This is a genomic window from Xylanimonas ulmi (assembly GCF_004216535.1).
In the GTDB taxonomy this organism is placed as follows: Bacteria; Actinomycetota; Actinomycetes; order Actinomycetales; family Cellulomonadaceae; genus Xylanimonas; species Xylanimonas ulmi.
This window is the reverse complement of record NZ_SGWX01000001.1, coordinates 2491966-2508731: the sequence shown is the minus strand read 5'-3', so window position 1 is coordinate 2508731 and position 16766 is coordinate 2491966. Positions and strand designations below refer to the sequence as shown.

Sequence of the window (16766 nt, the reverse complement as noted above, 5' to 3'; positions counted from 1 at the left end):
GCGCTCGCCGCTGAGCCGGAACAGACTGCCCCGGCCGGGGTGGGAACAACAGAAGGAGTCATCATGGAGAACAACCCCTCGGTCGTCTTAGTCACCGAGGAGAAGAGGCGCCGTCGCGGCATCGTGTGGGTCGCCTGCGGCGCGGCAGCGATCCTCGCGGGGAGCTCGACGTTCGCGCTCTGGAAAGCTGAGAGCGCGATCCCTGCCGGTGGGGTCACCGCTGGTTCCCTCGAGATCGATGCCGTCAGCGTACCGACCTACTGGGATGTCTCCACGGATCGCAAGGACTCGACTGCCGGCGTCACGAACAGCACCGGCGTGTCCCTTGGCAGCCTGAAAGGGCACCAGATCAACGATACGTCGACGTGGCGCGCAGTGCCCGGAGATCAGGTCGCGGCGATCTTTAATGTGCCCGTCACTCTTACGGGCGACAACTTGGTCGCGCTCCTGTCCATACCAGCCCGGGCGCCGCAGAGCGCGCAAGTCGGCGGCAGCCCGAGCGTGAGCGTGATTACCTACGAATACGCGGCATACCTCGACGACGCCCTGGTCGCTACGGGCGATTCCGAATCGGACCTCAAACTGTACCTCGCCGCGACGGGGAATGGTCAGGGCGCTGGCTTGTCGGACGAGATCATTGCGTCGGATCCGAGCAGCGAGTCCGTCCACGAGTTGACCGCCGAGAGTCACACCATCACCGTGGTGATCACGGCCTCCGTGAGCGACGACCTCCCAGAGAGTTCGATGACCGCCGCCATCCCGTTCGGTGGCGAGACCTTCACGCTGACCCAGGTGCGCGACACCGGCGCGCAGTTCTCTACTGAGTGACTTGGCGTCGGGCCGCGCTTCCCCAGAACATCGGCCGGCAGTCATGAGCCGGCCGACCAATCGTCGGCGGCGGGGGACCCAGACCCCCGCCGTCGACCCTCCCCGCAGCGTCTCCCCGAAGGAACTCTCATGCGTGCCAACGCGTCCCGTCTCAAGGTCAAGGTGCCCTGGTACTCCTCGCCGTGGCAGATCGCCGCGCGGGCGGTGTCGGCGGCGCTCACGGTCGCCGTCGTCGGCCTGGTGGTCGCGGTGGCGGTGATCCCACAGGTCGCCGGGGGTGCGAGCCTCACGGTGCTCACCAGTTCGATGGAGCCCGCGCTCTCACCGGGCGATGTGGTGGCGGTGCGGGGGATCGAGCCGTCGGCGGTGTGCTCCGACGTCGGGATCGGTGAGGTGGTGACCTACTTCCCTGAGCCGGGCGACCCGGCGCTGATCACTCACCGGGTGGTCGGCAAGTCGTTCGGCGCGTTCGACGACGGCACGCCGTGCCGGCTGGTGACGCAGGGCGACGCCGTCGGCGTGACCGACGATCCGGTCTCGCCCGCCCAGGTGCGCGGCGTGCTGCTGTACAAGGTGCCGTGGCTCGGCTACGCGCGGGCGTGGACCGCCGACCACATCTCGCTCGCGATCGCGGTGACGGTCCTCGCGCTGGGCACGTACCTGGTGGTCGCCACGTTCCGGCGCCCGCGCACACGGGTGTTCGAGGTTCCGACGTCGGCGCTGGGGGCGACCGCCGTCGCCGCGTCAGGCCTTCAGGATGCGGCGCTGCAGGCGCGGGAGGCCGTGCTGCGCGAGCGCGAGCTCGCCATCCAGCAACGCGAGACCGCCCTCGCGAACGCCGAGCTCCCCACACCGACAGCCCCCACGTTCTGGGACGACCCAGGCGCCTGACGGCTGGACGGTTTGGGACCCTGACGGTCCGGTGATGCGCCTCATAACCGGACCGTCAGGGTCCCAAATCGGCGTTCAGAGCGCGGGTGGGGGGAGGAGCGGGTTCGGGAGGGTCTGTGGGGGTGGGCCGAAGGCGCGGCGGGATTGGGCGATGACGCCGTGGCCCAGCGCTCGGGCTCCCGCGACCCCGACGATGGCGCCGACGCCGAAGGGGACGAGCCGACCGAGGGCGAGCGTGCCGTGTTTGGCGAGCTGCCGCTTGAGGAACCGGTTGGTCAGGGCGCGGTTGACCTTGCGCACCGAGCCCTGCGGCATCGTCGTCAGCAGCACCTTGCCCCACGCCGTCGTCGAGCCGCCGACCGCCGACTCGACGTCCTGGGCCCCCTTGGCGCCCAGCACGCTGGCGAGCAGCAGCGCGCGGCGGCGGGCGACGTCGTCGGACCGGACGTCGTGCACCTCGGCGACGGCGAGCGAGAACGCCGCCGACGCCGCAAAGAAGGTCGCGATGTCCGCGGACGTGAGCGCGACGCCCGTGCCCGTGCCGACCGCGGGTACCGCCGCGGCCGCCCCGACGGCGCCACCCGCCGCGGCGACGACGCGCAGGTACTCCTTCTCGAGCAGTTGGACGATCTGCGCGGGCGACGCCTCGGGGTTGCGACGGCGCAGCGCGTCGACGTGCTTGCGGATGGTCGCCGACGGGATGGTCACCGCCTTGTCGAGCAGCGAGTCCAGCACCGACGTCGGGTGGTAGGCCTCCCAGCGGGAGGCCTCCGCGCGGGGCGGGCCGACGTCGTCGGGGAGGGTCACGGTCAGGCTCCGGGCTCGGCGGGCTCGACGCGCCCGGGCTGCTCGGCGGGCGGCACGAACTCGGCCGGCGGCACCACGGCGCCCGCGACCAGCGTGTTGGCGACGGTGCAGGAGCGGTCGATCGAGCGCTGGGCCAGCAGCAGCGTCTTGGCCCGGGTCGCCTCGTCGAGCGAGGACAGGTCGATCTCGAACGTCTCGTGCAGCTCGGGGTACCGGTCCTCGGTCGCGTGCTTGGGGCCGTCGACGCGGATGGTGACCTGGTAGTCGTCGCCGAGCGCGCGCGCCAACTTCACGTCGCTGCTCATGCCCGCGCACGCGGCGAGCGCGATCTTGAGCAGCTCACCGGGCGTGAACACGGCGCCGGCGCTCGCTGGGCCGATGTCGACGCGCGCGCCGCGGCCCGAGAAGCCCGTGTACGTGCGGGTTCCGTTGCGCTCGACCCACAGCGGGTCAGTGGGGACGGGGCTCATGGGGGCGACGTCGTCGGCGGCGGGCTCGGCGCCCAACGCGAGGGAGTGCTGCGCGTTCTGCTCGGTCATGAGGCGATCCTGCCACCGGCTCGCGCGTGCGCAGCGTGTGTCTCGCAGGCCGGTGCGTGGGCGCGGGAACTGGACCCCAGCACTGGACCCCAGCGGGCGGCGCGACGCGCAGGGAATGCGTGGCGCCAACCATCGCAAGCCGGCGCCACGCCCCCTATGCCCGAAAACGATATCTTGAGGGTGATCGTCCGCATATGGGGATGGCGCGCGATGAGCGGTTTGCCGAGCGGGGATCGTGACGGGTGGCGCCGGGCCCAGGTCTTCGGCGTTCTCACCTGTTCCCCGATCTGACCAGGGCGAATGTTGTGCTCGCGATCCTGTGACGAGGTCGCGAGCGAGGGTGCAGACGGAGACGAAGCGCCAGCCCCGCAGGCGCCGCGATCGCCCGCATCGACACCGCTGCGCCTGATCTGTCGCCACTCGCGCCCACCAGCCGTGAACACGTGGCCCAGGTGGCTGCCAGACGGGGCCATGCGGTGATTCGACGTCAGTTCGGCGCGCAGTGAGAGTCAGCGCCCGGTGGCCCTTGTCAAACGTTTCCTAAATTTGATAGCGCCATCGCCGCCCGCGCGGTCACGCCTGGGCGAGGCGGTCCCGGGTGCCAAGCGGTCTCGGGTCGGATCGTCAGGAGCACATATCATGTTCAGACCAAAGCGCGCGTTCGCCGTACTCGCGGCCGCGGCCGTAGCCGCGACGGGTATTGCGCTTCCAGCGGCAGCTGCGACACCTCCTACGGGATTCCCTGGTTGGTCCTCGGAAGCGGTCGCTCCTGAGCGAACGCTCGATGGGCTCAGGTTCTCGAAGAATGGTGAACTGCACCTCCCGCAGCCCTCGCAGCCAAAGCTTGCCAGCTTCGCGGGCTTGGCGTACACGGTCGCGGAGTCGGTTCGTCAGAGTGGCACCGGCCCTGCATGGGCGCCGTCGTTCCAGTTCATCGTCGCCAATGAGACCAATAACGTCACATACGCTCGCCTCGTGTGGGAGCCGTACCAGCAGGACGGCGAACTCGATCAGGAGAAGGGGACCTTCGCGGGCCTAGAGAGCGGGTTGTGGTGGGGCGGAAACGTCTTCCGGTCCGGCGATCTTCCCACCGTGTCGATGGACAGGACTCGTCAGCCGCTGTCCCACTTCTTCTCGGAAGGAATCGAAGCGCCGGTCGCTTCGGGGGCACCCACGTTCAGCGAGCTGTTCGGGCCTGACACCCGGGTCTTGGCCGTCTCCATCCGCCAGGGTTCTGGGACGGACGTGAAGTCGCTCGTCACCTCCGTGACCATCAATGGGCAGATGACATCCTTCGTCGCTCCCGCTGCGAACAGCGGCCCTGCGCCGACGACCGTGTACGGCGACTGGACCGTGACGCCCGCACCCGCAACCGAGCGCTACACGACGCAGTCGCGACAGGCTCAAGAGTTCGCTTACGCCTTCAGTGTCGACGCATGGGACTGGGTCCGCGCCAGCACCGCTCAGCGGGAGTGGACCGAGACTGTGACCATCGACAACCCGGCCTGGCAGGCGCCCGCCGGCCCGAGCACGCCGGAGCCGACTCCGGCACCCCCGGCGCCCGAGACGCTGACTCCTGCGACCCAGTCACAGGACCTGGTGACGAACGGCGCCAACACGATCCCCGCCGGCCAGACCACGCCGCTGTTCGTCGGGCTTGATCGCGTCGGCGAGGAGGTCGACGTCTGGGTCTTCTCGACGCCGCGCTTCCTGGGCCGCTTCCTCGTGAACGCTGATGGCACCGTCAGCGTGCCGATCCCCGCCGACATGTCGGGCAGCCACCGGGTCGTGGTGACCTCGCCTGCGCCGAACGGTGAGGTTGGCGACGTCCTGGCGTGGAGCTACGTCACGGTCGCGGCTCCGCAGGCTGGGGCACCCGAGGCTGGGGCGCCCGCCAACGACGCCAACCGAGTTCCTCGCGCTGCGACCGGGTACGCCGAGGGAGGGACCGCGCCCGCGCTGTGGGTCGTCCTGGGCCTCGGCGTCACTGCGGCTGGCGCGCTGGTCATCCGCCGCCGCGCGGTCAGCAACTGACGTTCTCAGCCACCGACGGAGCGGCTCGGCCCCCTTCTTGCGAGGGGTCGGGCCGCTCCGACGTACGAACTATCTGAACCACGCCAACTCCGAGAAGGGAGGGTGCCAGGATGGCCCCGCTTCCCGTCAAGCGGCACGCCCGACGTCCCGCTGGCCGTCCGCGCCTCTTGGCGCTTCTCCTCATGGCGGTGGGGCTCGTTCTCACGACTGCTGGCGCCAGCGAGACATGGCGCGAGCGTGAGGTGGAGGTCGCACAGCCAACACCGCCCGTCGCGGCTCCGACGCCCGATCCCGAGCCAGAACCCGATCCCGAGCCCGAGCCCGAGCGGTCGGTTGTCCCTGCAGCGACCCCGACTCGAGTGCTCATTCCCTCCATCGGTGTCGACGCTCCCATCGAGGTGTACACGGACACCATGGTCGCGGCGGCCGGCGGCTGGATTGATCCCTCGACGGCGGACGTGGTCTCCTGGTGGCAGGGGGGCGGCACGCCGTCATCAGAGCCCGACAACACCGTGTATCTGTATGGGCACGTCTCGAGGCTCGAGGCCGTTTTCAACGCCTTGCACACGGTCACTCCCGGAACGGTCGTCACGGTCGTCACCGAGTTAGGCGCGATCGACTACGAGGTCCAAGAGATCCTTGAGCCGATCGACAAGCAGGCTTTGCCCTATGACGAGCGCGTCAATGCGAGCATTCCTGGTCGGCTCGTGCTCATTGGGTGCTTCCGAGAGCCAGATCAGGGGCGCCGCCCGACCACGCACAATACGGTCGTCATCGCCCAGCAGACGGGCATGGGGTAGAAGCGCGAGCAGTTGAGCGCGCGCAGGAGCCACGACTCGGCACCCACCCGGAAGTAGAATCCACGCCATGGTCACCCCCACGCCGTACGAGGACCTGCTGAGCGACGTGCTGGCGAACGGCGCCCACAAGGACGACCGCACGGGCACGGGCACGACGTCGGTGTTCGGCCGCCAGATCCGCTACGACCTGTCGCAGGGCTTCCCGCTCATCACCACCAAGCGCGTGCACCTAAAGTCGGTGGTCTACGAGTTGCTGTGGTTCCTGCGCGGCGAGTCGAACGTGCGCTGGCTGCAGGAGCACGGGGTGTCGATCTGGGACGAGTGGGCCTCGCCGTCGGGCGAGTTGGGGCCGGTGTACGGCGTGCAGTGGCGCTCCTGGCCGACGCCGGACGGCGCGCACGTGGACCAGATCGCCCAGGTGGTCGAGCAGATCCGCGCCAACCCGGATTCGCGGCGTCTGATCGTCTCGGCGTGGAACGTTGCCGAGATCGCGAATATGGCGCTGCCGCCGTGCCACCTGCTGTTCCAGTTCTACGTGGCTGACGGCCGGCTGAGCTGCCAGCTCTACCAGCGCTCGGCCGACCTGTTCCTGGGCGTGCCGTTCAACATCGCCTCCTACGCGCTGCTGACCCACCTGGTCGCCGCGCAGACGGGGCTGGAGGTCGGCGAGTTCGTCTGGACGGGCGGCGACTGCCACATCTACGACAACCACCTCGACCAGGTGCGCGAGCAGCTCTCACGCGAGCCGTACCCCTACCCGCGCCTGGCGCTCGCCCCGCGCGCGTCGATCTTTGACTACGAGTACGACGACGTCGAGGTGCTCGGCTACCAGCACCACCCGGCGATCAAGGCGCCCGTGGCGGTCTAGGTGATCGCGCTCATCTGGGCCCAGGCGCGTGACGCCGCGGGTCGCCCCGTCATCGGCGCGTCCGGGGCGATCCCGTGGCATGTGCCTGAGGACTTCGCGCGGTTCAAGCGGCTGACGTCGGGGCATCCCGTGGTCATGGGGCGCCTCACGTGGGAGTCGCTGCCGCCGCGCTCACGGCCGCTGCCCGGCCGCACGAATGTCGTGGTCACCCGCCAGGCGGGGTGGTCCGACGACGGCGCCATCGCCGCCGGGTCGCTGGAGGAGGCGTTGGCGCTCGCGGCCGAGGCCCCGGGCGGGGAGACCGTGTGGGTCATCGGCGGCGGGCAGATCTACCGTCAGGCGCTCGACGGTGGCCGGGTGGGCCGCGTCGAGGTGACCGACGTCGACGTCGAGGTCGTGGGGGACGCGTACGCGCCCGTGCTGGACCAGGCGGTGTGGCGGCTGGCCGAGCCGGGGGAGTTCGACGACGCCGGCGACGCTCGGTGGCGCGAGTCTGCGAAGGATGGCGCGCCGGACTATCGGTGGTGGAGCCTGCTGCCGCTGACCGCACCACCTGGTGGTTGAGCCTGTCGAAACCACGGGTCTCAACAGACTCGACCGGCGGCGGGCGGTCTCAGACCCCAACCTGCTGGGCGATCACCACGAGGTTGTGGGTGGTGGGCCGTCGGCCCTGGTCCTCTTCGCGGTAGCAGCCGATGAGGACGAGCCGTCCCGGGACGGCGGCGTTGACTCGTGGGTCATCGGGAAGCGCCGTCATGAGGATCGGCTCCAGGACCTTTTCGACGTCGTAGTCAATCGACCCGGCCTCTGTCATGACGGTGATGAGCGCGCCAGGCTCGACCGTGTGCAGGTCGTTGAAGACCGCGGGCAGTCGTGACACATGCCCATAGAGGTACACGGTATTCTCGGCCGGGAACGACGGCGTGCCGCCGCCCTGCCACCACGAGACGATGTCGGCGGTGGTCGGGTCGATCCAGCCGTCTCCCGCGGCGACCATCGCGTCGGTGAACACCTCGATCTCGGCGTGAACGCTCAGGCTCGGGATGTGGAGTTCGAGCGGGGTGGCCGCGTGGATCGGCTCCGGCTCCTCGACGGGCTCATGCGACGGCGTCGGCGTGGCGACGACGGCGGGCGGCGTCGCGACCGGCTCCGCCTCGACTCCCCGATTGAGTGTCAGTTCCACGACGGCGATCCCGACAGCGACGATCCCAACGATCAGCAGGGCGATCAGGCTGCCGCGCCGACGTGCGCGGCGCTGGTGGCTGATCGGCGCAACGGACTGCACAGGTCGCCTCCTCATGCGGCTCTCGGCGAGCTGGGGAGGGGGCGTCAGCCCGGCCTCCAGGTTGTGGGCCAGCCTACGGAATGGTGATTGCGGCTTACTTCGATGGCGCACCGTGCGCTCGCACGCGGCGGGTGAGGTTGCTCGGACGAGGGTGGCGGGCGCCCGCGGTGACGCACGGGGCGCCCGCCGGGGGCCGCCTGCCTGGCCGCCGGCACGACCAGGCAGGCGGGTCTGTAGGGCCCGCCCCGACAGACGGGGTGGGCCTTGGGCGCAGCGCATCGCCCCAGGCGACTGCTGAGCCCGACGGCGCAGCGTGCTGCGCCAGTCCCGCGTACGCCCCTCCAGGCGTTGAGGCCGCCGATTCGCGAGGTGGGCGATCACCTGCGCCGTCGACGTGCCTCACGCGGGGGGAGCCTGTCGGCACCTGTCGGCGGCTCCCACTGATCTCAACCGTAGGGAGCGCGACGTGGGGCTCGAAGGGACTGGCGCGCCCTGGGACCCGGTGTCGCGCTTCAGTCGTTTTCGCTCCGGCAGCGCGACGGTGTGCATCGTCTGCGGGGTGGTCGAGGTGCCCTGGTATGCCTCGGAGAGCACCTGGGGCCGGCGGTCAGTTGGGCTTTGCCCAGCCCTCAGGAGCGCTCCCCGACACCCCGCCTGTGCCGCCCGACCAAGCCCACCAGAAGACCGGCGAGCAGGCTGCGACGCTCCCGTCTGGTCGGCGTAGCTGCACGACGAGCGGATAAGGCGTCCTCTCGAGCGGCGCCCATTCTGAGAACGAGCCGCGGACGTCTCCAGCATGCACCTGGACTCCCGCGTACTCGCCCCAGTGGTCGTATCTGCGTGGCGGCGTCGACGTGCCTTCGGCGCTCACCAGCACCACCGTGTAGTTCTCGGCCTCACCCCTCCAGAAGGCCAGCGCTTCGTTGTACGTGCTCCCGAGGGTGTAGTGAACCTGAATCTCGCTGGAGCCCTGCTGGAGCCATGTCGCATCGCCAGATGCCCACCGGAGGGTCGGGGCCTCGCAGGCGAGTGGATCGGTGGGCGTTGGCGAAGGAGTCGGAGGTGGCGTCGTCGCCCATGCCCGCGACCAGACGGCGTTGCCTTGAGCCTCGACGGTGAGGTGGGAGGCCGACGCGTTGCCCAGCGCCGCGAGCGGTGCCGCGACGACGGCGCAGGCGGACGCGAGGAGCCAGCGCGTGCGCAGGGCGGGCATCAGTGTCGCTCCTCTCGGGTCGCGGTCAGCCCTCTCCGGTCGCGGGTGGGGGCCTATCAGATGTGGTACTCGGCGGCGTCGTCGACCTCGTCGCTCGACGTCGTCACGGTGGTCACCTCGCGGCCGGGCATGAGCAGCACGGCGCCGATCAGGCACGCCATCCCGATCGGGAGCATTCCGCCCGACGGCACGAACCTCGATACGTGGGGCAGACGCCACTGCACCACTCCGAGGGTGTTCTCGGAGGTCGCGAGCCACGGGTCGTCCCAGTCGTTGTGGTCGCCGCGTGTGACCCAGCCTGAGTCGGTGTCGCCGCTGACGACGCGGTGCACCACGCTGGCCTCGATCCCGTCGGGCCGGTAGACGACGACGTCGCCCATGTTGGCCTCACGCCGCAGACCGATCACCAGGTCGCCCGACTGATAGGCGGGCGTCATCGATGGGCCAGAGACGATCGTCAGGCTCAGGAACCCGCCCCACTGCGCTGGCCAAAGAGCGGCGACGACGGCGAGCGTGGCCACGGTGGCCGCACACCACCCTGTTGCCCGCCACATGCGGCGGGCAACAGGGTGAGATTGGGTGCCGGGCATGGCGTCAGTCTCCGGGAGGGGCGATTCCTGGGTTCTACTCGGGCGAAACAGGCCCACGGGTGTACTCGGGAGAGATGGCGACGACTGCGACACGGTCAAACGTCGGGAGTTCGATCAGCGCGTTTGAGTTGCTGTCCGCAAGAGTGAGATCGAATGTGGTTCCCGCTTCAGTAACCTCTTCCACTTCGGCCTGAGCGACGATGATCTCGGTGCCGTCGGCGCCGGTCTGGTAGAAGTACACCTGAAGCTCGGTGCTCTCCGGGACATTGTGCGCGTCGGTGATTGTCAGCCTGACCTTCGGAAGAAGCGTGTCGACATCCGCGAGAGCCTCGCCTTCCTCTTGGTCGTCGACGTCCGGGTAGTAGATCTCGACGTAGGCCTTCGCTTTGTCACTCAGGAACCCCGTGACCTCGGCGTCGACGCCCGAGGCGACGAGGTCGCCCTTTGCTGTCACGTTCAACGTCGAGGCCGAGGCAACCCCGAGCGAGGCCAACCCCATCCCGACGAGCACGACCGCCGCGACCCGGCGCTTGCGGCGGTACTGGGTGACTCGGGCGGTGGTCGTGGGGCTCATAAAACACCTGCTCTCGGCGCGCATTGGCCAGTCGGATCTTGAGTGCTGCGCGCCTGGACAACTCTCCTCCGCGATTGGAGCGTCAACCTCGGACAAGGGAATTCGCTAGTCCCCGGGCGCTCGATGATCGATTACTGCCGAGCCTGGGAGTTTCCAAGGTTTCGAACTGTCGCGCAGTGGGCATGTGCGCGATCGATGCGCTTTGAGCCGTGCCCGGGATGCCTCAGGAGTCGCACAATTGCAGCGATTCTGGGCCGATGATCGTCGCGCGGTCGCGTGGCTGACCAGTCGCGAAAATGTGCCGGAAGTCGATGCGGGAGAGGCGTCCTGGCACTCATCTGACGCATGGTGGCGCTGATCGATCGGCGGTCTGGCTGACGTTCTTGATGACGTGGCCCCGGCCACTCTGTCGCAATTTGAGTCGACTCGTTCGCAATTCCGATCCCGATCCGGGCGCCGCGAGATACGAGGGACATGAGGCGGGCTGGTTCGACGGGCTCAACCGGTGCAGGCCAGGATGACCGGCCTCCCGTTCGTGCCCTCGCCCAGCGTCACGGTGACGGAGTCGACGTCGTCCCCGTCCGCGTTGAGCACAATGACGTCGACGGTCTGCGGCTCGCTGGAGGTGACCCATCCGGCGCTGATCAGGGCGGTGTCGGAGAGCCGATAGTGGTAGTTGTAGCCGCTCAGTGAGTAGGTCGGGAGCGCGTAGCGGGTCGTCGGAGTCCGCAGTTCGATCCGGTAGGTGGACGACAGCGGTTCGATGGTCGCCAGGATGTGCCAGATGATCCCGATGTCGGACAGGCTGTCGAGGCGGCACTCCGCGGTGCCGGAGCGGGGCGGCGAGGTCGGCCCGGGCGTCGGTGTGCCGAGCGTGAGCGTGACGCTGGGCATGGCGACCGTGGCTTGTTGGGTCCAGAGGCTGTCGCTGGCGCCCGTGCCGAGCACGACGGCCGCGCCCGCCGCCGCGGCCACGATGAGGGCCGCCGTCCTGATCGAGCGCATCGCTTCCGCTCTCACAGGTAGTACTCGGGCTCGGGCTCGGGCTCCGGTCGGCGCCATCCGACGGCGAACCACACCGCGGCCAGGCCGAGCGCCGCGGAGACGCCGATGGCGACCTGGCGGAGGTGGCCGTGGGTCTGGATGGCGTTGATGGCGTACCCGACCTTCGGCACGCGGTACATGACCACGCCCTTCATGGCGCGCGCGGGCAGGGTGGCGTCGTCGACGGTGTTGGCGTCCCCGCGGGTGGTGAACGCGCAGCTCTCGTAGGTGCGGTCGGCGTAGCCGTCGGGGGCGACGGGATCGGTGTGGATCGCGACGACGCGGTGGGTGACCAGGGCGGCGTCGTCGGTGTGCGGCATGAACGTGACGACGTCGCCGACCGCGACCGTGCCGTCGCAGACCTGGTGGGGTTTGATCCCGCGTACGGCGACGACGTCGCCGGGGTCGATGGCCGGGCGCATCGAGCCGGACAGGATGGTCAGGCCCGAGCCGGCGCGCGCCTGCGGGATGACGAACACCAGCACGGCGACGCCGACGACGGCGGCCACCGCCGTCCACAGCAACGCCGCCGCCGTGCAACGGGTGGCGCGCAACCACGGGTGGGTGCGCCGTCGGGAGCAGGTGACGTGCGGCGCGCCCGGGCGCGCCGCACGTCTCCGTGTGCGAGGCATGGGGCCTCCAGGGTCCGGCGCGGGTGGGCGCTACGGGCGGACTTGGGTGAGCGTCACGGTGTACGTGCCGAGGCTCACCGAGGAGGTCTGGCCGGCCTCGTCGTCGTAGTCGGCCGGGTCTGCGGGGTAGCTGACCCGGATGGTGACCACGTTGCCCGCGGTGGCGACGTCGTCGACGACGAGCGGCAGGTCCGCCGTCGCGGTGCCGTCCTGGAAGATCGCGTTGGTCACCGTGGCGCGCAGGTTCTGGCCGACGAGCTCGGCGATGTCGGCGTCGATGGTGAACCGGCCGGTGACGCGGTCGCCGGGGACGATGTGGAAGGCGGTGATGTCGATGGGGTAGCCGCCCGGGTCGGGCTCCCAGTCGCTGCGCCACTCGTTCGCCCAGGTGGGGTCGCCGGCCGGCTCCCAGTCGGGCGCGACGACGCCCGACTGCCACTCGGTGCCGTCGAGGCCGTCGGACGTGTCCCACCACTCGATGTCCGAGGCGTCGACGTCCCACACCCACTCGCCGGCGGTGATCTGCGGGGTGTCGTCGAGGTCGACGTCGCCCTCATCGGACCACAGCGCGTAGGTGGAGCCGCCGCCGAGCAGGACGGCCGCGGCGGCCGCCGCACAGAGCGTGGCACGGACGTATTGAGGGGATCTGGTCAGGGTCGGGGTTGTCATGGCTCTTCCTCCAGTGCGGGCGACGACGTCGCCGCTCCGAGGCGATCGCAGAGCCCTCCCCCTGGTAGTGCCCTGGGTCGTCAGGTCTCGTGGGTGACCTGGGGCGATCGTCAGCCTGGAGTCAATGGGAGGCGGGAGTTTTGACGCTTGGTGTCAAGTGATGGCGCGGGGCGATCGACGCGGTGCCCGGCAGAGGTTTGCTCTCCGTTGACCGGGGAGCCGTCGCCATGACCAAGCCGAGGGGCGGCTACATGGCCTGTTGAGGATCAGCGCATCGTGACGACGCTTGAACGATCAGGACACGCTTTTGAGGCGTGTCGCCCCGTGTCGCAGGGGATCTTTATGTCGGACGAACTGACGCCACGGCAGGCAATCTGCGACTGGAGGAGACGCACGCATGCGCGCGCCCTATTACCAAGACCTTTCCGCCGACTACTCCCGTCCCGGTGCGGTTGACGCCGTGACGGCGACGCGGCTCATCGCACTGGCCGAGGAGTTCGCGGAGCTCAAAGAGGCGCCCCTTCCCGAGGTGGATGAGAACTACACCTGGGAGCAGGTCGAGCGCGAGAACCGCGAGTGGTGGCCCACTCACTGTGAGGCGCTGCGCCAGGGCCGCGGAGACATTCTGACGGCCGAGTATCGCGAGGACCTCGTCTACTTCTGCCAGGACGGCCCGTTCTACGGGCTGGAGCAGCAGAAGGAGCGGGAGAAGCACTGGTGGGCGCTGCTGGCACAGCCCGGCGTCACCATGACCTGGCCGATCGTGATGTTCCACCAGGAGTTCGTGCACTTCGAGTGGGCGTGTATGGACGATGTCACGCACGAGACCATCGCCAAGGGCACGGTCTGCTGGGTCCGTCGCGGTCACCGCGGCGCCTGCCACTTCAAGAGCGAGCAGCTCACGTTCTACCGGGACGTCTTCGCCGCTGATCACCTGCTCTCGGGCGTCAAGGCCTGAGCGGCGCACCAACAGAACCCGGCTGACACAGAACCATTCTTCAGGAGGAACGCATCATGCCCATGGTTGAGCTCAAGGTTTGCGGTACCGAGCTGCCCGAGCCCTTTGTCCGCGAACTCGAGACGCGCATCACCGCCGTGCTGCGCGACACGATCTCCACCAGCTTCGCCGTCGGACTGGGCTGGGGTCCCGCGGACCCCAACCACGCCCTCGCCAAGCAGACCGTCGAGCGCGTCATGCCGGGCTGGACGATGGTCAACGTCGAGCAGTGCCGATGGGCCTGGGGCGGGGAGCGCAACGGCGAGGTCGTGGTGCGCTTGCAGACTTTTGTCATGGAGGGCGCGGTCAGCCAGGAGTGGCGCCGCGCCATCAGCACCAACCTGTACGCCCTGATGGCCGAGATGTTCGCGGACGCCGGCGACAAGCTGCGCATCTTCAACACCTGCGTCGAGGGCGAGGTCACCATGTACCTGCCGCCGGCGCAGTTCTACGGCTTGCTGGGTGAGGGCGAGACGCACAAGGAGCTCGACGTCCCCGAGATCGCCGAGTGGATGACGGCCCGCATCAAAAAGAACATCGAAGCCGGCGCCGTCGCATGAGGCGCGTCGGGGTTCTGATCGAGTCGCACTACGACGAGACCGAGTTCAACCTGTTCAACGAGCACTTCGCCGTGGACGGCTACGAGGTCGAGTACCTGTCGTACCTGTGGGGGCAGGACGCTCTCACCTTCGAGGGCAACGACCACACCTCCGAGGTGGTCGTGACGACCTGTGTGACCACGGTCGACCCCGGCGACTACGACGCGATCGTGCTCATCGGCGGCTACGCCATGGACCGTTTGCGCTACCAGGTTGAGGTCGCGCCGGGCGCGGCGAACACCGCGCCCGCGGTGGAGTTCCTGCGGGCAGCCATCCGGCTCATGGACGCCGGGCGCCTCAAGGTCGGGACGATCTGCCACTCGCTGTGGCTCTTGTGCGCAGACTCCGCACTGCTGACCGGACGTCGGGTCACCTGCGCGCACAACGTCGTCTGCGACGTCGAGAACGCCGGAGGCGTCATCGCCTACGACGGCGCGCAGACCACCGACATCGTCATCGATGGCGGCCTGATCACCGCGAAGCACCCCGGGGTCACCGAGCTGTTCATCGAGACGCTCAAACGCGAACTGAACTGAAGTAGTAGCGAAAAGGACCAGATCACGATGCAATTCTCTTTCTCGGACTCAATAGGCGGATACGTCAAGTCCTTCGACCGCGACTCCGGGTCGTTCGTGCTCACCACGAGCGACGGGCGCGAGGTGACCGTCAAGCTCACCGCCACGCTCTACGCCAAGATGATCCGCAACCTGGGCGAGCCCTGGTTCGACACGACGGCGGCGGTCCCCGAGATGCTCGCACCGGGCCGGTTCCTCTTCGCCTACGGCGCCTACTACCCGGACACCCCCGGGGTCATGGAGGCCCAGCACATCGACTTCGTCGGGCGTGACGCCACGCGCTGGCGGTTCGAGGAGCCCGACTGGTGGATCAAGCAGGCCAAGTCGATCGCTGAGTTCTTCATCGACGCCCAGTTCGACAAGGTCGGCGACGAGGTGCGCGTCAACTACGACACCTACCGCACCAACCTCTCGCTCAGCGGTGAGCGGCTGGGCAGCTTCCGCCAGGAGACCGACACCATCTCGCGTCTGGTCTACGGCTTCGCGAGCACCTACCTGCTCACGGGCGAGGACCTGTTCCTCGAGGCCGCGGAGGCCGGGTCCACGTACCTGCGCGACCACATGCGCTTCTACGACACCGACGAGGACGTCGCGTACTGGTACCACGGCATCGACGTCAAGGGCGGGCGCGAGACCAAGGTCTTCGCCTCCGAGTTCGGCGACGACTACGACGCCGTGCCCATGTACGAGCAGATCTACGCGCTCGCCGGCCCGACCCAGACCTACCGGATCACGGGTGACCCTGCGATCCGGCGCGACATCGACCTGACGCTGCGCCTGTTCGACCGGTTCTTCAAGGACCACGACAAGGGCGGCTACTACTCGCACGTCGACCCGATCACGCTCAGCGCCCACAGTGAGTCGCTGGGAAAGAACAAGGCGAAGAAGAACTGGAACTCGGTGGGCGACCACGCCCCCGCGTACCTCATCAACCTGTGGCTGGCCACGGGCGCCGAGGAGCACAAGGAGTTCCTCAAGTACACGGCCGACTGCATCGCCGAGCACTTCCCCGACTACGAGCACAGCCCCTTCGTCAACGAGCGGTTCTTCGACGACTGGAGCCGCGACCTGACGTGGGACTGGCAGCAGAACCGCGCAGTCGTGGGCCACAACCTCAAGATCGCGTGGAACCTCATGCGCATCCACTCGATCGCTCCCGACGCGCGGTACGTCGAGCTCGCGGAGAAGATCGCCGAGCTCATGCCGAAGTACGGTATGGACGCCCAGCGCGGCGGCTGGTACGACGTCGTCGAGCGCGAGATCCCCGAGGGCGAGACTCAGCCGCGCTTCGTGTGGCACGACCGCAAGGCCTGGTGGCAGCAGGAGCAGGGTGTGCTCGCCTACGAGATCCTGTACGGGATCCTCGGAAAGCCGGAGTACCTCAAGTACGCGCGCGAGTCGGCGGCGTTCTACAACAACTACTTCCTCGACCACGAGGACGGCGCCGTCTATTTCAACGTGCTCGCCAACGGCCTGCCGTACGCACTGGGCACCGAGCGGCAGAAGGGCAGCCACTCGATGAGCGGCTACCACTCGATCGAGTTGGCCTACCTCGCGCAGACCTACACCAACCTGCTCGCGACCGGCAAGCCGCTGGACCTGCACTTCAAGCCGCTGCCCGGCGGGTTCCCCGACGGCGTCCTGCGCGTCTCGCCCGACATCCTGCCGACCGGCAGCGTCAAGATCGCCTCGGTGACCGTCGACGGCGAGCCGTGGACCGCGTTCGACGCGGGCGAGCTCACCGTCACCCTGCCCGACGTCGCCCACCGCCCGCGGATCAAGGTCACCCTTGAGCCCACGGCCGCCCAGAACGGGGCCTGA

19 protein-coding genes are annotated in these 16766 nt (G+C 68.8%); 10 read left to right on the top strand and 9 right to left on the bottom strand.

Annotated features, from left to right (window positions below; genetic code table 11):
- Window positions 1–63 precede the first annotated feature (63 nt).
- The gene (locus tag EV386_RS11640; RefSeq protein WP_130415154.1) at window positions 64–828 is read left to right on the top strand and encodes a hypothetical protein; all 765 of its coding nucleotides are present in this window, start codon (window positions 64–66) and stop codon (window positions 826–828) included.
- A gap of 129 nt (window positions 829–957) precedes the next feature.
- The gene (locus EV386_RS11635) at window positions 958–1719 is read left to right on the top strand and encodes a signal peptidase I (protein WP_130415152.1); all 762 of its coding nucleotides are present in this window, start codon (window positions 958–960) and stop codon (window positions 1717–1719) included.
- A 75-nt stretch (window positions 1720–1794) separates the two neighbouring features.
- Here EV386_RS11635 and EV386_RS11630 read toward each other — a convergent pair whose 3' ends face one another.
- Both EV386_RS11630 and EV386_RS11625 read right to left on the bottom strand, forming a co-directional pair.
- A complete protein-coding gene (locus EV386_RS11630; protein ID WP_130415150.1) occupies window positions 1795–2526 on the bottom strand; it encodes a hypothetical protein in 732 nt (243 codons plus the stop codon).
- A gap of 2 nt (window positions 2527–2528) precedes the next feature.
- A complete protein-coding gene (locus tag EV386_RS11625) occupies window positions 2529–3065 on the bottom strand; it encodes an OsmC family protein (protein ID WP_207216525.1) in 537 nt (178 codons plus the stop codon).
- An 861-nt stretch (window positions 3066–3926) separates the two neighbouring features.
- Here EV386_RS11625 and EV386_RS11620 point away from each other — a divergent pair.
- From EV386_RS11620 to EV386_RS11605, 4 genes are all read left to right on the top strand, one after another.
- Window positions 3927–5099 carry a hypothetical protein gene (locus tag EV386_RS11620; RefSeq protein ID WP_207216524.1) on the top strand — a complete coding sequence of 391 codons (1173 nt, stop codon included), beginning with the start codon at window positions 3927–3929 and terminating at the stop codon, window positions 5097–5099.
- A 188-nt stretch (window positions 5100–5287) separates the two neighbouring features.
- Window positions 5288–5899, top strand: a complete 612-nt coding sequence (locus tag EV386_RS11615) for a class F sortase (RefSeq protein WP_130415146.1) — start codon at window positions 5288–5290, stop codon at window positions 5897–5899.
- Window positions 5900–5966: 67 nt separating this feature from the next.
- Entirely contained in the window at window positions 5967–6767 is an 801-nt protein-coding gene (locus EV386_RS11610; protein ID WP_130415144.1) for a thymidylate synthase, read from the top strand.
- Entirely contained in the window at window positions 6768–7331 is a 564-nt protein-coding gene (locus EV386_RS11605; protein WP_130415142.1) for a dihydrofolate reductase, read from the top strand. It begins immediately after the preceding gene.
- A gap of 49 nt (window positions 7332–7380) precedes the next feature.
- Here the strand turns inward: EV386_RS11605 and EV386_RS11600 are convergent, their stop codons facing one another.
- The 7 genes from EV386_RS11600 to EV386_RS11570 form a co-directional block, all read right to left on the bottom strand.
- On the bottom strand, window positions 7381–8052 hold the full coding sequence (locus EV386_RS11600; RefSeq protein ID WP_165399912.1) for a class F sortase: 672 nt from the start codon (window positions 8050–8052) through the stop codon (window positions 7381–7383).
- A 607-nt stretch (window positions 8053–8659) separates the two neighbouring features.
- A complete protein-coding gene (locus tag EV386_RS11595) occupies window positions 8660–9265 on the bottom strand; it encodes a hypothetical protein (RefSeq protein WP_130415138.1) in 606 nt (201 codons plus the stop codon).
- A gap of 56 nt (window positions 9266–9321) precedes the next feature.
- Window positions 9322–9786 carry a signal peptidase I gene (locus EV386_RS11590; protein ID WP_165399911.1) on the bottom strand — a complete coding sequence of 155 codons (465 nt, stop codon included), beginning with the start codon at window positions 9784–9786 and terminating at the stop codon, window positions 9322–9324.
- A 103-nt stretch (window positions 9787–9889) separates the two neighbouring features.
- Window positions 9890–10429 carry a hypothetical protein gene (locus EV386_RS11585; RefSeq protein WP_130415134.1) on the bottom strand — a complete coding sequence of 180 codons (540 nt, stop codon included), beginning with the start codon at window positions 10427–10429 and terminating at the stop codon, window positions 9890–9892.
- Window positions 10430–10927: 498 nt separating this feature from the next.
- Window positions 10928–11434: a hypothetical protein gene (locus tag EV386_RS11580; RefSeq protein ID WP_130415132.1), complete on the bottom strand. Its 507-nt coding sequence runs from the start codon at window positions 11432–11434 to the stop codon at window positions 10928–10930.
- 11 nt (window positions 11435–11445) lie between these two features.
- Window positions 11446–12105, bottom strand: a complete 660-nt coding sequence (locus EV386_RS11575) for a signal peptidase I (RefSeq protein ID WP_130415130.1) — start codon at window positions 12103–12105, stop codon at window positions 11446–11448.
- Between the two features lie 30 nt (window positions 12106–12135).
- A complete protein-coding gene (locus EV386_RS11570) occupies window positions 12136–12774 on the bottom strand; it encodes a hypothetical protein (RefSeq protein ID WP_130415128.1) in 639 nt (212 codons plus the stop codon).
- A gap of 397 nt (window positions 12775–13171) precedes the next feature.
- On the opposite strand from EV386_RS11570, the gene EV386_RS11565 reads away from it, so the two are divergent.
- From EV386_RS11565 to EV386_RS11550, 4 genes are read left to right on the top strand one after another with little or no spacing between them, the layout of a single operon-like run.
- The gene (locus EV386_RS11565) at window positions 13172–13732 is read left to right on the top strand and encodes a hypothetical protein (protein ID WP_130415126.1); all 561 of its coding nucleotides are present in this window, start codon (window positions 13172–13174) and stop codon (window positions 13730–13732) included.
- Window positions 13733–13788: 56 nt separating this feature from the next.
- On the top strand, window positions 13789–14331 hold the full coding sequence (locus EV386_RS11560) for a hypothetical protein (RefSeq protein WP_130415124.1): 543 nt from the start codon (window positions 13789–13791) through the stop codon (window positions 14329–14331).
- Entirely contained in the window at window positions 14328–14906 is a 579-nt protein-coding gene (locus EV386_RS11555; RefSeq protein WP_130415122.1) for a DJ-1/PfpI family protein, read from the top strand. Before EV386_RS11560 ends, EV386_RS11555 begins: the two co-directional genes overlap by 4 nt.
- Before the next feature lie 27 nt (window positions 14907–14933).
- Window positions 14934–16766 (top strand): AGE family epimerase/isomerase, encoded by a 1833-nt coding sequence (locus tag EV386_RS11550; RefSeq protein ID WP_130415120.1) that lies wholly within the window; start codon window positions 14934–14936, stop codon window positions 16764–16766.

What these genes read in the sequence shown, in the direction of transcription:
- EV386_RS11635 (WP_130415152.1), top strand. Translation starts at nt 958, where the DNA reads ATGCGTGCCAACGCGTCCCGTCTCAAGGTCAAGGTGCCCTGGTACTCC.
- EV386_RS11595 (WP_130415138.1), bottom strand. Translation starts at nt 9,265, where the DNA reads ATGCCCGCCCTGCGCACGCGCTGGCTCCTCGCGTCCGCCTGCGCCGTC.
- EV386_RS11585 (WP_130415134.1), bottom strand. Translation starts at nt 10,429, where the DNA reads ATGAGCCCCACGACCACCGCCCGAGTCACCCAGTACCGCCGCAAGCGC.
- EV386_RS11555 (WP_130415122.1), top strand. Translation starts at nt 14,328, where the DNA reads ATGAGGCGCGTCGGGGTTCTGATCGAGTCGCACTACGACGAGACCGAG.
- EV386_RS11560 (WP_130415124.1), top strand. Translation starts at nt 13,789, where the DNA reads ATGCCCATGGTTGAGCTCAAGGTTTGCGGTACCGAGCTGCCCGAGCCC.
- EV386_RS11580 (WP_130415132.1), bottom strand. Translation starts at nt 11,434, where the DNA reads ATGCGCTCGATCAGGACGGCGGCCCTCATCGTGGCCGCGGCGGCGGGC.
- EV386_RS11550 (WP_130415120.1), top strand. Translation starts at nt 14,934, where the DNA reads ATGCAATTCTCTTTCTCGGACTCAATAGGCGGATACGTCAAGTCCTTC.
- EV386_RS11570 (WP_130415128.1), bottom strand. Translation starts at nt 12,774, where the DNA reads ATGACAACCCCGACCCTGACCAGATCCCCTCAATACGTCCGTGCCACG.
- EV386_RS11625 (WP_207216525.1), bottom strand. Translation starts at nt 3,065, where the DNA reads ATGACCGAGCAGAACGCGCAGCACTCCCTCGCGTTGGGCGCCGAGCCC.
- EV386_RS11610 (WP_130415144.1), top strand. Translation starts at nt 5,967, where the DNA reads ATGGTCACCCCCACGCCGTACGAGGACCTGCTGAGCGACGTGCTGGCG.
- EV386_RS11640 (WP_130415154.1), top strand. Translation starts at nt 64, where the DNA reads ATGGAGAACAACCCCTCGGTCGTCTTAGTCACCGAGGAGAAGAGGCGC.
- EV386_RS11565 (WP_130415126.1), top strand. Translation starts at nt 13,172, where the DNA reads ATGCGCGCGCCCTATTACCAAGACCTTTCCGCCGACTACTCCCGTCCC.
- EV386_RS11575 (WP_130415130.1), bottom strand. Translation starts at nt 12,105, where the DNA reads ATGCCTCGCACACGGAGACGTGCGGCGCGCCCGGGCGCGCCGCACGTC.